The organism is Hankyongella ginsenosidimutans, assembly GCF_005144965.1.
In the GTDB taxonomy this organism is placed as follows: domain Bacteria; phylum Pseudomonadota; class Alphaproteobacteria; order Sphingomonadales; family Sphingomonadaceae; genus Hankyongella; species Hankyongella ginsenosidimutans.
Genome location: NZ_CP039704.1, coordinates 242745 through 256518 on the forward strand (window position 1 = coordinate 242745; position 13774 = coordinate 256518).

General features: G+C 65.0%; 18 protein-coding genes, 1 tRNA gene and 3 pseudogenes. 3 read left to right on the forward strand and 19 right to left on the reverse strand.

Annotation, left to right across the window (positions count from 1 at the left end; all coding sequences use genetic code 11):
• Positions 1-132: 132 nt before the first annotated feature.
• Positions 133-858: a LysR substrate-binding domain-containing protein gene (locus tag E6W36_RS01460; protein ID WP_342776904.1), complete on the reverse strand. Its 726-nt coding sequence runs from the start codon at positions 856-858 to the stop codon at positions 133-135.
• Positions 771-1010 carry a helix-turn-helix domain-containing protein gene (locus tag E6W36_RS17275; protein WP_246047938.1) on the reverse strand — a complete coding sequence of 80 codons (240 nt, stop codon included), beginning with the start codon at positions 1008-1010 and terminating at the stop codon, positions 771-773. Before E6W36_RS17275 ends, E6W36_RS01460 begins: the two co-directional genes overlap by 88 nt.
• A 161-nt stretch (positions 1011-1171) precedes the next feature.
• Here E6W36_RS17275 and E6W36_RS01465 point away from each other — a divergent pair, with 161 nt between their 5' ends.
• From E6W36_RS01465 to E6W36_RS01475, 3 genes are all read left to right on the forward strand, one after another.
• Positions 1172-1408, forward strand: a complete 237-nt coding sequence (locus E6W36_RS01465) for a carboxymuconolactone decarboxylase family protein (protein ID WP_222873535.1) — start codon at positions 1172-1174, stop codon at positions 1406-1408.
• Between the two features lie 29 nt (positions 1409-1437).
• Entirely contained in the window at positions 1438-2301 is an 864-nt protein-coding gene (locus E6W36_RS01470) for an SDR family oxidoreductase (RefSeq protein WP_222873536.1), read from the forward strand.
• A 127-nt stretch (positions 2302-2428) separates the two neighbouring features.
• Positions 2429-2749, forward strand: a complete 321-nt coding sequence (locus tag E6W36_RS01475) for a nuclear transport factor 2 family protein (protein WP_222874363.1) — start codon at positions 2429-2431, stop codon at positions 2747-2749.
• Between the two features lie 433 nt (positions 2750-3182).
• On the opposite strand, the gene E6W36_RS01480 is transcribed toward E6W36_RS01475, so the two are convergent.
• The 17 genes and pseudogenes from E6W36_RS01480 to E6W36_RS01530 form a co-directional block, all read right to left on the reverse strand.
• A tRNA-Leu gene (locus tag E6W36_RS01480) sits at positions 3183-3265 on the reverse strand.
• A gap of 39 nt (positions 3266-3304) precedes the next feature.
• Positions 3305-4134, reverse strand: a pseudogene (locus E6W36_RS22700) (isocitrate lyase/PEP mutase family protein).
• Entirely contained in the window at positions 4091-4819 is a 729-nt protein-coding gene (locus E6W36_RS20115) for an aminotransferase class III-fold pyridoxal phosphate-dependent enzyme (protein ID WP_281277582.1), read from the reverse strand. Before E6W36_RS20115 ends, E6W36_RS22700 begins: the two are co-directional and overlap by 44 nt.
• Positions 4761-5486, reverse strand: a complete 726-nt coding sequence (locus E6W36_RS20120) for an aminotransferase class III-fold pyridoxal phosphate-dependent enzyme (RefSeq protein ID WP_281277409.1) — start codon at positions 5484-5486, stop codon at positions 4761-4763. Before E6W36_RS20120 ends, E6W36_RS20115 begins: the two co-directional genes overlap by 59 nt.
• A 20-nt stretch (positions 5487-5506) precedes the next feature.
• Positions 5507-6244 carry a gamma-glutamyl-gamma-aminobutyrate hydrolase family protein gene (locus E6W36_RS01495; protein ID WP_222873537.1) on the reverse strand — a complete coding sequence of 246 codons (738 nt, stop codon included), beginning with the start codon at positions 6242-6244 and terminating at the stop codon, positions 5507-5509.
• A gap of 1 nt (position 6245) precedes the next feature.
• On the reverse strand, positions 6246-6878 hold the full coding sequence (locus E6W36_RS17290; RefSeq protein WP_246047943.1) for an ABC transporter ATP-binding protein: 633 nt from the start codon (positions 6876-6878) through the stop codon (positions 6246-6248).
• Positions 6794-7363, reverse strand: coding sequence for an ABC transporter ATP-binding protein (locus E6W36_RS17295; RefSeq protein ID WP_246047945.1), 570 nt, complete (start codon positions 7361-7363; stop codon positions 6794-6796). The genes E6W36_RS17290 and E6W36_RS17295 overlap by 85 nt, the downstream gene beginning before the upstream one ends.
• On the reverse strand, positions 7296-7976 hold the full coding sequence (locus E6W36_RS01505; protein WP_342776738.1) for an ABC transporter permease: 681 nt from the start codon (positions 7974-7976) through the stop codon (positions 7296-7298). Before E6W36_RS01505 ends, E6W36_RS17295 begins: the two co-directional genes overlap by 68 nt.
• On the reverse strand, positions 7973-8191 hold the full coding sequence (locus tag E6W36_RS21390) for a hypothetical protein (RefSeq protein ID WP_342776739.1): 219 nt from the start codon (positions 8189-8191) through the stop codon (positions 7973-7975). The genes E6W36_RS01505 and E6W36_RS21390 overlap by 4 nt, the downstream gene beginning before the upstream one ends.
• A complete protein-coding gene (locus E6W36_RS17300) occupies positions 8188-8463 on the reverse strand; it encodes a hypothetical protein (RefSeq protein WP_246047947.1) in 276 nt (91 codons plus the stop codon). Before E6W36_RS17300 ends, E6W36_RS21390 begins: the two co-directional genes overlap by 4 nt.
• Positions 8464-8504: 41 nt before the next feature.
• Positions 8505-9098: an ABC transporter permease gene (locus E6W36_RS01510; protein ID WP_246047949.1), complete on the reverse strand. Its 594-nt coding sequence runs from the start codon at positions 9096-9098 to the stop codon at positions 8505-8507.
• Between the two features lie 7 nt (positions 9099-9105).
• Positions 9106-10200: an ABC transporter substrate-binding protein gene (locus tag E6W36_RS01515; RefSeq protein ID WP_222873538.1), complete on the reverse strand. Its 1095-nt coding sequence runs from the start codon at positions 10198-10200 to the stop codon at positions 9106-9108.
• 92 nt (positions 10201-10292) lie between these two features.
• Positions 10293-11475, reverse strand: a pseudogene (locus tag E6W36_RS22705) (glutamine synthetase family protein).
• A complete protein-coding gene (locus E6W36_RS17315; RefSeq protein ID WP_246047955.1) occupies positions 11469-11645 on the reverse strand; it encodes a hypothetical protein in 177 nt (58 codons plus the stop codon). The pseudogene E6W36_RS22705 and the gene E6W36_RS17315 overlap by 7 nt, the downstream one beginning before the upstream one ends.
• A gap of 5 nt (positions 11646-11650) precedes the next feature.
• Positions 11651-12474 (reverse strand): annotated as a pseudogene (locus E6W36_RS22710) (glutamine synthetase family protein).
• Positions 12471-13001: a type I glutamate--ammonia ligase gene (locus E6W36_RS20125; RefSeq protein WP_281277411.1), complete on the reverse strand. Its 531-nt coding sequence runs from the start codon at positions 12999-13001 to the stop codon at positions 12471-12473. Before E6W36_RS20125 ends, E6W36_RS22710 begins: the two are co-directional and overlap by 4 nt.
• Before the next feature lie 71 nt (positions 13002-13072).
• Complete coding sequence (locus tag E6W36_RS01530) at positions 13073-13726, reverse strand: 2OG-Fe(II) oxygenase family protein (RefSeq protein ID WP_222873539.1); 654 nt, start codon at positions 13724-13726, stop codon at positions 13073-13075.
• Positions 13727-13774: the final 48 nt, after the last annotated feature.

Genomic DNA, 13774 nt, shown 5'->3' on the forward strand with positions numbered 1-13774 from the left:
ACAGTATGGCGCAAACAAGGCTGGTTTGATGCAGCCTGAAGTGGGCCAGCTGCAGTAGCAAAGTTCTCAGATACCTGGCGTTTTAGGATAGGAAACGCAGCAAGAACCGGGCATGCTAAATTTCTGCGTACGTCATTCATGCCAAATTTCAGCCTCAATCCTTTCGAGCACAAGTAACAACCTCGGTGCCACGAAATCCAGGAAAGCGCGTCGCTTGAGCGGCTGGACGCGCAGCGGCTGATGGATAAGGCTAACCGGGATTGGATCGGTGCGATAATCACGAAGGATTGGTCGCACGCTGCCGCACGCGATCGCATCGGCAGCCTGATACGACAGGACGCGCGCGATACCCATGCCCGCGACGGCCCCGCCGACCACGCCGGACGCGGTATTGACTGAGAAGCGCGGCCGGATTTGGACTGTGCGCGCCGCCGATCCGCTGCCGATCGTCCAGCTGCGATAGGTCCGGAGACCTTCGAAGGCGATGCAGTCATGGTCAACGAGATCTTCGGGTGTCGCCGGCTCGCCGCGCCGGGCGAGATAGTCGGGGCTTGCACAGAGAATCCAGCGGATATGGCCGGCAGTGCGCGCAATCAGGTCACTATCGGGCAGGTGCCCGGTCCTTACTGCGACGTCGACATGGGCCTCGACCATGTCGATCACCGAGTCTGACAGCACCAGGCGTACGCTGACCTGCGGGCAGGCCACCAGAAAGGCGTGGACGATCGGAGCAATATGGAGTCGGCCGAACAGAATCGGTGCAGTGACGATCAGTTCGCCGCGCGGTTCGTGATACTCGCCTCTCGCGGCACGCTCGGCCTCGCTGAGCTCGTCAATGATGCGCCGCGCGCCACGAATGTTTCGCCTGCCTCGGTCAGGGTGAGCTTACGGCTGGTACGCACGAGCAGCTGCGCACCGAGATGCGCCTCGAGATCGGACACGCGCCGGCTGACTGTGGGCAGGGGCGTGCGAAGCGTGCGCGAAGCAGCCGAGAGGCTGCCGCCGTCCACCGCTGCAACCAGAGTGCGGATTGCCTCTAACCGGTCCATCGATCCTACCACTTTCCGGAAGCCAACCTTCCGGTCTTAATGGCTACTGACGTGAAGCGGAATAGACCATCTGCCTCCTCGCCGGGACGATCCCAACCTCTTGCCCGCTGAAGGAACCCGTCATGACCCGCATTGTCATCGCCGACGCTCCCGAAGCATCGCGCCCACTGCTCGATGCCGTTGCCAAGCAGTTCGGGTCGGTGCCCAATCTGTTCCGCGCCGTCGCGTTCAGGCCGCAGGCGCTTGAAGGCCATCTCGGCATGTTCGGCGCGCTCGGCAAAGGCACGCTGCCGGCTGCGACCCGCGAGCGGATCGCACTTGCCGTCGCCTCCAAAATCAAGGCGAGCCTCGCTAACTAATCGCAAACCTCAAACGATAGGAAAACATCATGTCCAAGATCATCCTCATCACCGGCGCAGCGTCCGGCTTCGGCCGCGACACCGCCGAAACGCTCGCCGCTGCCGGCCACAAGGTTTACGCCTCGATGCGTGACGTTGCCGGCCGCAATGCCGAAGCCGCCAATGCGCTGCGTGCCAAAGGCATCGGCGTGGTTGAGCTCGACGTCGCAGACGATACCTCGGTCGCAAGAGGTGTCGCGCAGGTTCTCTCTGAGGCCGGCCGGATCGACGTGCTCGTCAACAACGCTGGCTTCGCCTCGGCGGGCGTGTCGGAAGCTTTCACCGCCGATCAGGCAAAGGTGCTGTTCAACACCAATGTCGTCGGCGTCATCCGCACGACGAAGGCCGTGCTGCCAGCGATGCGCGCGGCCAAGGACGGGCTCATCATCAACATCGGCTCGATCCTGGGCCGTGTGACCTTCCCGTTCTTCGGCATCTATGGCGCGACCAAGTTTGCGGTCGAGGCGCTGACCGACAGCTATCGCTACGAACTGTCGCAGCTTGGTGTCGATGTCGTACTCATCCAGCCGAGCGCGTACCCGACCAACATGTACAGCGCAATCCAGCAGCCAGCCGACGCCCAAGTCGGCGCGGCCTATGGCGAAATCGGCGCGATCCCGGGCAAGATGTTCGAGACGTTCATGGGGATGTTCCAGAGCGAGAACGCACCCAACCCGCACGACATCGCGACCGCGATCGTCAGCCTGGTCGACGCCGCCAAGGGCACCCGCCCGGCGCGCACCGTCGTCGGCCAGCCGTTCGGTGCCGACGCGGTGAACGCAGCAACCGCGCCGGTGCAGCAGGGCGTCATCGACGCGCTCGGCCTCGGCTTTCTGGCCACCATCGCCGGCTGACCCCGGCTGCCGGGGAGCCATGCGCTCCCCGGCCCCACTTCGGAGTACGGCCCATGTCAGAGGCTGTCGATCTCGTCCGTTCCTTCTACGCCGCGCTTAGCCGTGGCGACATTCCCGACTTGCTCGGATTGCTGCACCCGCGCTCGAATGGACGGAGGCGGAAGGGTTTCCCTACTACAGCGGTACCTGGCGCACGCCCGAGGATGTACTCGAGAAACTGATCAAGCCCTTGATGGCTGACTGGGACAACTTCTCGGCCGTTGCCGGGGATTTCATCGCCGAGGGCGACCGTGTCGTCGGCCTCGGTGTCTATTCGGGAACCAGCAAGGCGACCGGCAAAGCGATGCGCGCGCCCTTCGCTCATGTCTGGCGCGTAGCCGACGGCAAGCTCAAGCGCTTCAACATGTATACTGACACGCTTCTGGTCGACCGGGCGTTACGGTCGTAAGCTGTAGTGTCGTCCCTGTCTGTTAGGCAAGCCGCGGTATCGGTCGTGCGACCGCGATCCGGCTCACCGCCGAAAGCGGCATCATCCGCTATGGTACGCCCGAGGACCTTGCCGAAGCTGTCGCCGCGCGCCGCCTGGATTACGGGCACGACGCTGCTCGTCGACGGCGGGGAGATCTCGACCGTTTGAGGAGGCAGCCAGGACTTCGGTTATACACCGTGCGGTTATTCCCGCGTATCGCGTCGAGTACGACCACAAACCAGAGCGTTGCGGGCAGAAGGTCTGACTGGTGATGAAGGCCGCAGCGTCCGAGGCAAGGAGGCGACTGCCCGACGATCTCAGCCAGCGCGCCCATGCGGCGTATCGGCACCTGCGCCAGAGCTTTAGGCTAATACCTCGGGCACCCTGACCCGCGTGCGGAACCGCCGCTTATCGCGCGGCCGGGCTCGAACCGGCACGTCCTTGAGGGACTCGAGATTTTAAGTCTCGTGCGTCTACCGATTTCGCCACGCCCGCATCGTGAAAGTCCGCGCATACGCAGGTGCGGTGCGTGGTTCAAGCGTCCTCTTCGATGAGAAAGGTCCGCGCCAGCTCCGTAAGCGCCGCCATGGCGGCCTGATAAGGCCCCGGCCCCTGGCTGATGCGCGCGACGCCCAGCGACTTCAGCGTCCAGACCGGCGGGCAGCCCGGCATCATCATGATGTTGACCGGCAACGGCGATCTTGCAACCGCGACCTCGATCAGGCTGGCGGCGATCAACCCCGGCAGGAACAGCCCGTTCGCCCCTGCTTCGGCATAGGCATGCGCCCGCTCCAGCGCGCTCTCCAGCATATCCGCCGTATGCAGTTCCGGCGGATTCTGCAGGAACACGTCGGTACGCGCGTTGATGAAGAAATCGGCCCCTGCCCCACGCCGGGCGGCGCTCAGGCGCGCCACCGCCTCGTCCAGTGGCCGGGCGTCGCCGGTCGCCGGCACGCTGTCCTCCAGGTTGCAGCCGACAGCCCCTGCCTCGGCCGCCAGCGCCAAAGTCTGGGCAACCCCTCCGGGTCCGCACCGTAGCCGCTCTCCAGATCGATGCTTACCGGCACGTCGACCACCGCCAGGATCCGCCCCAGATTGGCGAGCGCAAGATCGCGCGGCAGCTGCTCGCCGTCCCTGAAGCCATGAGCCGCCGCCACGGACCAGCTGCCGGTCGCGAGCGCCTTCGCCCCTGTAAGCGCCACGGCCTTCGCACTGCCGGCGTCCCAGATATTGGCGAGCAACAGCGGGTTGCCCGGCACATGCAAGGCCTTGAACGCGGCAAATTTTTCGGAGTGCGTCATGGAAGTCCCTCTCGACTGGTCAGGCGGCAGCTTCAAGCGCGCGCAGCCTTGGCAGCGCGGCATCGAGCGCCGTGCGGATGATCTCGACCATGCGGTCGATCTGAGCGGTCGAAATGATGAGCGGCGGACACATGACGATGGTGTCGCGGATGCCGCGCACCATCAGGCCGCCTGCGATGCACAGATCGCGCACGATCGGCCCGGCCGTCCCCTCCTGGTTGCAGAAGCGCCTGTTGGTGCCCGGCTCCGATACGATCTCGACCGCCCCAAGCAGGCCGATCGAGCGCACCTGCCCCACCAGTTCGTGCCCTTCCAGCCGTTTCAGCGCCTGCGCCAGATACGGCCCCGTCTCGGTGCGGGTACGCGCCACCAGGCCTTCCCGCTCCAGGATGTCGATGTTGGCGAGTGCCACCGCCGCGCAGGTCGGGTGGCCGGAATAGGTATAGCCGTGCACGAAGTCCGAACCGCGGGTCTTCAGCACATCGATGATTTCGGCCGAGATCGCCGTCGCCGAAATCGGCAGGTAGCCGCTGGACAGGCCCTTGGCCATCGGCGCGATATCGGGCGTGAAGCCGTAATGCTGGTGGCCGAACCACTGCCCCAGCCGGCCGAAACCACAGATCACTTCATCGGCCACCAGCAGCACGCCATACTGCTTGACGATGCGCATCACCTCCGGCCAGTAGCTCTCAGGCGGGATGACGACGCCACCAGCACCCTGCACCGGCTCGGCGATCACGGCCGCCACGGTTTCCGGCCCGACCGCCAGTATGCGCTCCTCGATCGCCCGGGCGGCGCGCAGGCCGAAGGCCTCCGGGTCCTCGCCGAAGCCCTCCCCGAACCAGTAGGGCTGCATGACATGCTCGATGCCGGGGATCGGCAGTCCCCTGCGCGTGCATCGCCTTCATGCCGCCTAGACTGGCCCCGGCGACCGTCGAGCCGTGATAGCCGTTCCAGCGGGCGATCACGGTCTGGCGCTGCGGCTCGCCCTTCAGCGTCCAATAGTAGCGCACCAGCCGCAGCACGGTGTCGTTCGCCTCGGAGCCGGACGAATTGAAGAACACATGCGGCAGCTTGTGGTCGAGCAGCCCGGAAATGCGCGCAGCCAGCTGTACCGCCGGCGGGTTCGCGGTCTTGAAGAAGCTGTTGTAATAGGGCAGATCCAGCATCTGGGCATGCGCCGCCTTCGCCAGTTCCTCGCGCCCGTAGCCGACATTCACGCACCACAGGCCGGCCATGCCGTCGAGGATCTCGACCCCGTCGCCATCGGTGATGACGCAGCCTTCGGCGCGCGTGATGATGCGGCTGCCGCCCATCTCGGCGATCAGACGGTAATCGGCCTGCGCGGGCAGATGGTGCGCGACGTCGAGGCGACGCAGTTCGGCGACATCGTAGTTGCGACGGGGAGCAGTCATGCGATGATCCTTCTGAGTGTTCAGCCACTCTGCCCGCTCAGCGGGTCACCGCGCAAGGCCCGGCCCAGCGCACGGAAGTAGGCCTGGGAGTGCGGGTTCTCGTCCGCGTCCCATTCCGGGTGCCATTGCACCGCCAGCACCGGCGCGCCGCCCACCCGCGCCGAGAACGCCTCCGGCAGGCCATCCGGCGCGTGCGCCTCCACGGTCAGCCCTTCGCCCAGCCGGTCAATGCCCTGGTAATGCACGGAATTGACCTGGATCTCTGCAACGCCAAGCATAGCCGCCAGCAACCCGCCAGGTGTCAGCGACACCGGGTGACCATGCGCGAACATCGGGCCAAGCTGTGTCTTCTCATCCGCGTGGTGCGCAGGCCCCAGATCGCGCCGCAGGGTGCCGCCGAACGCGACGTTCAATTCCTGGAAGCCGCGGCAGATGCCGAACACCGGCCGGCCGCGCGCCGTCATCGCGTCGACCAGCGCCGGTACCATGGCGTCGCGGTCTACGTCGAAAGGCCCCTCGCCCGGCTCAGCGTCACCATAGCGACCAGGCGCGATATTCGACGGGCTGCCGGTCAGCAGGATGCCATCCAGGCGCGGTGCGATCTCGCGCGCGTCGATCAGGTCTGGCAACGCCGGCACGATCAGCCCCGCAACATCGGCATATTTCAGCGCCTTGACGATATAGCGGTTCTGCACCTGCTGGGCCATTTCCTGGCCGGAGGAGCGATTACAGGCGATGATGCCAAGCACTGGCCGCATGTCAGGCCTGCAGCACGATCACGGACTCGTGGTGCCAGGCGAGCCAGACCGGCTCGTCCCAGGTGAAATCCTCCTGGTCCCAGCGGGTGAGGTTTGGCCTGGTCACGCGTACCTCGTGGCCGGTCTCCAGCTTGACGAGATAGATCGACTCGCTCCCCAGATAGGAGACCGTGCGGATGGTGCCGGGCGTCACATTGTAGCCGGTCGGCACGTCTTCGATCGTCGGTGCCGTGGCATCGGCGCGCTTATGCAGTTCGATCTTCTCCGGGCGGACAGCAGCCCATACGGTCGCGCCGGCAGCACCAGTGACGCCGTGGTCGAGATAGATCGGGCAGCCTGCCTGCGCACTTTCGACGACTGCCCGGTGTGGCTCGTCGATGACAAGCCGGCCTTCGAACAGGTTCACCGAGCCGAGGAAATCAGCGACGAAGCGGTTGGCCGGAAACTCGTAGAGCTCGGCAGGCGTGCCGGTCTGTGCCAGCAGTCCGCGGTTCATCACGGCGGCGCGGCAGGCCATGGCCAGCGCTTCGTCCTGATCGTGGGTCACCATCACGAAGGTGATGCCGACATCGTCCTGCAGCTGCGCCAGCTCGAACCGCATGGCCTCGCGCAGTTTGGCATCAAGGGCCGACAACGGCTCATCCAGCAGCAGCACCTGGGCTGGTTGACCAGCGCGCGCGCCAGCGCCACCCGCTGCCGCTGGCCGCCGGACAGCTGGTCCGGCTTGCGCGCGCCGAACCCTGCCAGCTTTACCTGCTCGAGCGCCCGCTCGGCACGGTCCCGTCGTTCCGCCGTGGCGACGCCGGCCATCTTCAGGCCGTAGGACACATTGTCCAGCACGTTCAGGTGCGGGAACACCGCATAGGACTGGAACACCATGTTGATTGGCCGCTTGTTGGGCGGCACCCGGCTCATGTCCTGCCCATCGATCAGGATGCGCCCTTCGGTCGGCGCCTCGAACCCTGCGATCATGCGCAGCAGCGTGGTCTTGCCGCAGCCGGACGGGCCGAGCAGCGCGAAGAACTCGCCGGGCTGGATGGCAAGCGTGGCGTTATCGACCGCGACAACCGGCCCAAAGCGTTTGGTGATATTCTCGATCTGAATGATGGGCTGGGTCATCAGTGCGCCTGTGAGGGGTCTGCAGGCCACGCTGCGCCCGCAGCGCCAATATGGTCAGCAGGATCGTGATCGCCATGAGGACGGTGGAGGCCGCATTGACCGCAGGGGTCAGCGAGAACCGCACCATCGAGTAAACCTTGACCGGAAACGTCACCGTGTTCGGGCCGGATGTAAAGAAGGTGATGACGAAATCATCCAGGCTGAGCGTGAACGCCAGCAAGCCGCCCGCGATCAGGGCCGGCTTCATGTGCGGCACCAGGATGTCGCGCAGCACGTCCCAGTCGCTCGCGCCGAGATCACGCGCCGCCTCCTCCATTTCCGGGTTGAACGATACCAGCCGCGCGCCGACCACGATGGCGACGAACGGAAAGCAGAAGGAGATGTGCGCCATGGTCACCGCCCCGAGATTGAGGGGCCAGGGGAGGTCCGCAGGCCAGCCTATCTTCACGAAGAAGGTGAGCATCGCCACGCCCATGCAAATTTCCGGCACCACGATCGGCAGCCCGAACAGGCCGCTCAGGACCGACCGCGCCGGGAAGCGGAACCGCCAGAGCAGCAAGGCCGCCATCGCGCCCAGCACCACGCTGACGATGGTCGCGACCAGCGCAATCACCAGGAATTGGCGAATGCCTCCACAAGGCCGGAGTTCTCCCAGGCTTTCTGGTAGTATTTGAAGGTGAAGCCCTTCCAGACGATGTTGCGCTTGCTGTCGTTGAAGCTGAACGCCACCAGCGCCAGCAGGGGCATAGAGGAACACAAACACCAGCCCGAGCCACAGGCGCATCCAGCCCCGACGCAGATAGTCGAGGGTTCGACCATCGGCTTCATAGCGCCGCCCCGCCGCCACCGCGGCTGCGCGCAACGGCCGCCCGCACGAACAGCGCGATGAACGTGGCGTACATCAACAGGAACGACAGCGCGGCGCCGAACGGCCAGTCGTTCGCGCGCTTGAACTGGCGCTCGATCACATTGGCGATCAACTGGCTCGACGGCCCACCCAGCAGATCGGGGGTCAGGTAAGCGCCCAGAGCCGGCACCATGGTGACGATCACGCCGGAAATGATGCCCGGCAGCGCCAGCGGGCAGACGACATAGGCCAAGGTGCGCAGATGCCCGGCACCCAGATCCAGGCTGGCCTCGATCAGGAACGGTCGATCCGCTCCAGCGCCGCATAGAGCGGCAGCACCATGAACGGCAGATGCACATACACCAGCCCGAACACGACCGCGAAATCCGTATACAGCAGGTGCAGGGGCTGAAACGGCGCGAGCGACCCCAGGCCCAGCAGCGCCAGCGGCCTGCTCAGCCCGTCCCAAAGCCAGCCGAGCCCGGCGTTCAGGAAGCCGTTGGTGCGCAGGACCGCGATCAGCGCATAGGTGCGGATGAGCAGATTGGTCCAGAACGGCAGCATCACCAGCAGCAACAGCCAGGTCTTGGCGCGCGGCGGCGCAAACACGATCGCCAGCGCGACCGGAAAGCCCGCAATCAGGCAGATCATGGTCGTCGCTCCGGCGATCCACAGCGATTTCAGCATGATCTCGAGGTAGAGCGGCTCCAGCGCGCGCTGGTAATTCGCCAGGGTCCCGGTGACCGTAATTTCCGTAAGCCCGGTGTTCTGGCCGAAGCTCAGCAGCCAGACGCCGCCGAGCGGCACCAGAAACAGCAGCAGCAGCCAGGCGACCGGAGGGACCGCCAGACTGGCGAAGAAGCCGGAATTTCGCCGCCAGTCCTGCACGCGGGGCTCAGGCCGCGCGAACCCGGGTCATCGCCGCTTCGAACGCCTGCGCGATTTCCGCACCCGTGAACCGGCCGTATTCGCAACGCGAGAGCACCTCCGGCGACGGATAGACGGCAGGGCTGTTCTTGTAGGCGTCGTCCATCAGGGCCTTGGCGGCCAGGTTCGGCGTCGGATACTGGATCGTCTCGGTGATTTTCTTGTCGTTTTCGGCGTCCAGGATGAAATTGATGAAGGCGTGCGCATTCTCCGGGTGCGGCGCGCCGACCGGGATGCACAGATTGTCCGTGTTCAGCAGGCTGCCCTCCTTGGGCACGACAAAGTCGATATCCTGGTCTTCCTGCATGCGCTGGGCGATGTCGCCGTTGTACTCGACCACCAGGTCGACTTCGCCGCTGACCAGCAGGTCCTGCCCGTTGTCGTCGTGGAACACCTTGATGTTCTTCTTCTGCTTGATGAGCATGTCCTCGACCTGCTTCAGCAGTTCCGGCGAGAAATCGTTCACGCTCTTGCCGAGGTATTTGAAGCCGAGTCGGAAGACGTCCGCGGCCTCGCTCAGCATGGCGATGCGACCGGCATATTCGTCGGAGTCGAAAACATATTTCCAGCTATCGGGAATGTTCTGCACCTTGGACTTGCGGTAGCCGATGCCGATCACCAGCCAGGTATAGGGCACGGAGTGCGCCTGGCCCGGATCGTAGCTAATATCCCGCCATTCCGGCCCGATGTTGACCAGGTTGGGAATTTTCTTCTGGTCGATCTCCATCAGCATCTTTGCTTCGATCATGCGGGTCACGAATTCGTTGGACGGCACGATGACGTCATAGCCGGGGTTGCCGGCGCGCATCTTCGCGAACAGGTCGTCGTTGGTCGCGAACAGGTCCATCTTGACCTCGATGCCGGTCGCGGCCTTGAAGTCGTCCAGCGTGGTCTCGCCGATGTAGTCAGCCCAGGTGAAGAAGTTCAGCTTCTTCTCCTCGCCGGTCGCGCTGGCGGGCCTGTTCGCTTTACCGCAACTGCTCAGTGAGAAGCCGATGCCCGCGACACCGAGCGCCGCCAGAGCGCGCCGCCGTGTCAGGCTTCTATAGAAACTGCCTTGCATAATCCGCTCCTTCGCCCACGCTTTCTGTAACATTACGACAATTGCGCAGCGCCGCAATCCGCTTTTATTGCGCCGGCGGTAATTCCGCCCGCTCAGGCATTGCGCAGGTACCAGGCATAGTCGAGGCTTGGCACCAGCGCGCTGTAGCGCTCGTGCTCCGCGCGCTTCATGGTCGCATACATCTCGACAAAGCGCGGCCCCAGATAATCCGCCATCCGGCCTGATGCGGCGAAGGCGTCGATCGCATTGACCCAGACCGTCGGCAGGGTCGCCGCGCCATAGCCGTTGCCGGAGACCGGCGGTCCGGGATCGCAGTGCTGCGTCAGACCATGGTGGATGCCGGCCAGCACGGCGGCGACCGCCAGATAGGGGTTGGCGTCGGCGCCGGCGACGCGGTGTTCGAGGTGACGGCTCGAAGGGCTGCCTGTCGGCACACGCAGGGCGACGGTACGGTTGTTGATCCCCAGCTTGGGCTCGTCGGCGCATAGGAGTTGGCGCGAAACCGGCGGTAGCTGTTGGCGTTCGGCGCCAGGATCGCCATGGTGTCGGCCAGCGTCTCCCGCAGGCCGCCGATCGCGTGGCGCAGCGCCGGGCTGCCGGCCGGGTCTGCATCGGCGAAGATGTTGCGGCCGTCCCGATCCTCGACGCTCACATGGATGTGCAGGCCGGAGCCGGCGCAGTCCGCGAACGGCTTGGCCATGAAGGTTGCTTCCATGCCATGGTTCAGCGCGATGCCCTTGGCGGCCCGCTTGTACAGCACAGCGTCGTCTGCAGCGCGCAGGGCGTCCGGCTTGTGCGCCAGCGTCAGTTCGATCTGGCCGGGCGAATATTCCGAGATCGCGCCCTCCAGCGGCAGGCCCTGTACGTCGCAGACGGCATAGAGATCGCGCAGATAAGCATCGACTTCATGCAGTTCCGCCAGGCCGTAGACTTCGTTGCGCGTCTGGCGCTCGCCGGTGCGCGTGCAGGGCGCAGCCGCGGCGCATCCGTCGATCCGGCCTCGACCAGATAATATTCCAGCTCGCACGCCAGCACAGGCGTCAGTCCGTCGGCTGTGAAGCGATCGAGCACGCCCTGCAGCACCTGCCGCGGGTCGAGCGCGCACGGGCTGCCATCCAGCTCGACCATGGTGCACACCACCTGCGCGGAATCCGGCCCCTGCCACGGCGTCAGGGCCAGCGTGCCGGGGACCGGGCGCACAATGCGGTCCGGGTCGCCGGCCTCCCACACCAGGCCAGTCTCGGCAGTGTCCGCGCCGGTGATGTCGGTCACCATGAGCGACAGCGGCAAAAACGCCCTTGCTCGAACACGGGGCGCAGTTCGTGCCGGCGCAGCCGCTTGCCGCGCGGCACCCCGCTCAGCGGCGTAACCACGAGATCGACAAACTGCACCGCCGGGTGCGCAGCAAGGAAGGCGTCGCATTCAGAGACAGCGGCAAACTTCATGGAGGTCAGACTTTCAATAGCAGGTGCTCGCGCTCCCATGAGCTGATGACCGCCTGATAGGCGTCGAGCTCCGCCTGTTTGATGGCGATGAACGCGCGCACGAAATCGTCGCCCAGATATTTCTTCGCGGGCTTGCAGTGACTGAAGCGATCGACCGCCTCATAGAGCGTGCGCGGCAGGGTGCGCGCCAGCCGGTAGGCGCTGCCGGTTACCTGCGGCCGCGGCTGCATGCGCTCGAGGATCCCGACATAGCCGCACAGCAGGGTGGTCGCGAACGCCAGATAGGCGTTGGCGTCCGCGCCCGGCAGCCGGTTCTCGACCCGGCGGTTGCTCGGGCTGGAAAACGGCACGCGCAGCCCGCAAGATCGGTTGTCGACCCCCACTGCACGTTGATCGGCGCATCGAACTGCGGGCGCATGCGCCGGAAACTGTTCACGTTGGGCGCGAACAGCGGCATCATCTGCGGCAGCAATCTTTGCAGTCCCGCGACATAGGCCTTGAACAGTGCGCTGTCCTTGCCCTGCCGGGTCGCGAAGATGTTCTGCCCGCTCGACGCGTCGACCACCGACTGGTGGATGTGCATGGCGCTGCCCGGCTGGTTTTCCATTGGCTTGGCCATGAAGGTCGCATAGACGCCGTGCTGCAGTGCCACCTGGCGCACGATGCGCTTGAACAGGGTCACCTGGTCCGCCAGTTCCAGCGGATCGCCGTGGTTGAAGTTGACCTCGAGCTGGGCAGCACCCGCTTCGTGGATCAGCGTGTCGATGTCGAGGTCCGCGCGCTCGCTGTATTCGTAGATATCCTCGATCAGCGCTTCATACTCGTTCACCGCCTCGAGCCCGTAGGGCTGGCTGCCGGTCTCCGGCCGCCCCGAACGTCCGAGCGGCGGGGCAAGCGGCAGGTCTGGGTCCGGTTGACCGCGGTCAGGAAGAATTCCAGCTCCGGCGCCACGACCGGCCTCCAGCCCTTGTCCTCATAGAGCTTCATCACCCGGCGCAGCACATTGCGCGGCGCGACCGACAGCGGTTCTTCGTCCGAGGTCAGCGGGTCCATCATCACGAAGGCGGTCGGCGTTTTATAACCGCTCGCCATGCGGATGGTCGTCGGGTCCGGCACCAGGATCACGTCCGGATCGGTGTAAGGCGCAACGCTCTCGTCATCCGGATAATCGCCGGTCACGGTGACGATGAAAATGCTGGAGGCGATGCGCAGGGTCTTCTCGCGCACGCCCTTCAGGAACTTGGCGGCCGGCACCACCTTGCCGCGCAGGATGCCGTTCATGTCCGGCACCATGCATTCGACCTCGCCGACGCCGTGGGTGTTGATCCATTCTTCCAGTTCGCCGACGCTGGCCATGGCGGCTCTCCTTTATGCTAGCCTAGCACGGGAGCATGCACACTGCACAAGAGGCAAGCTGCAACAACCGCTTAAACCTTCGGTACGACGGTCAGGTTGGTCGCGATTGAGATCCGCAGCGCGTCGCCCTTGTAGGGCCGCACCGCATGCTGCAACCAGGAAGGAAAAATCACAATCAGGCCCGGTTTCGGGCGCACCAGTTGCTCGACCTGCTTGGGCCGACCGTCGGCCCCGCGCATGAAGATATCCGGCGCCGCCATCGCCGTCATCGGGTAGCGCGGATCGACGAGGCAGAGTTCGCCGCCCTTGGCGGGGTCGTCCGCGCAGCCGCCATCATCGACATAATAGGCCGCCGACCAGAAGGCGGGGTGCGCATGGGTCTGGTTGGCAGCGCCTGGCCCGGAGACATTCGCCCACATGCGCAAGTGCCAGCCGAAGCGCGGTTTGGCCGGGCTGCCGGGGTCGAGGGTGAAGTTGGTGCAGAGATCGCACAGGGTCTGGCCGAGGCGCTGTGCCGGCGCGCCGCCCCAGTCCAGCATATCCGCGTCGCTGTGCCAGCCGTTGACGTTGGAGTGCTGAACGCCGGCAGGGTCCTGCGCCTGCTTCTCGAGTATACGCGAGCGAAACGCCGCGTTCAGTTGATCATGATCCGGCATCTGGAAGGTGATCAGCGGCGTGCCGAACAAGTCGGCGTAGCCCGGCGCGGCGCAGCGGCGGTCATGCAAGCCTCATAGAGCGATTTCCAAGCAGACGGACTCATCTGTTAGTTAAGA

What these genes read in the sequence shown, in the direction of transcription:
- E6W36_RS01465 (WP_222873535.1), top strand. Translation starts at nt 1,172, where the DNA reads ATGACCCGCATTGTCATCGCCGACGCTCCCGAAGCATCGCGCCCACTG.
- E6W36_RS01470 (WP_222873536.1), top strand. Translation starts at nt 1,438, where the DNA reads ATGTCCAAGATCATCCTCATCACCGGCGCAGCGTCCGGCTTCGGCCGC.
- E6W36_RS20120 (WP_281277409.1), bottom strand. Translation starts at nt 5,486, where the DNA reads ATGACTGCTCCCCGTCGCAACTACGATGTCGCCGAACTGCGTCGCCTC.
- E6W36_RS01495 (WP_222873537.1), bottom strand. Translation starts at nt 6,244, where the DNA reads ATGCGGCCAGTGCTTGGCATCATCGCCTGTAATCGCTCCTCCGGCCAG.
- E6W36_RS17295 (WP_246047945.1), bottom strand. Translation starts at nt 7,363, where the DNA reads ATGACCCAGCCCATCATTCAGATCGAGAATATCACCAAACGCTTTGGG.
- E6W36_RS21390 (WP_342776739.1), bottom strand. Translation starts at nt 8,191, where the DNA reads ATGAAGCCGATGGTCGAACCCTCGACTATCTGCGTCGGGGCTGGATGC.
- E6W36_RS01515 (WP_222873538.1), bottom strand. Translation starts at nt 10,200, where the DNA reads ATGCAAGGCAGTTTCTATAGAAGCCTGACACGGCGGCGCGCTCTGGCG.
- E6W36_RS17315 (WP_246047955.1), bottom strand. Translation starts at nt 11,645, where the DNA reads ATGAAGTTTGCCGCTGTCTCTGAATGCGACGCCTTCCTTGCTGCGCAC.
- E6W36_RS20125 (WP_281277411.1), bottom strand. Translation starts at nt 13,001, where the DNA reads ATGGCCAGCGTCGGCGAACTGGAAGAATGGATCAACACCCACGGCGTC.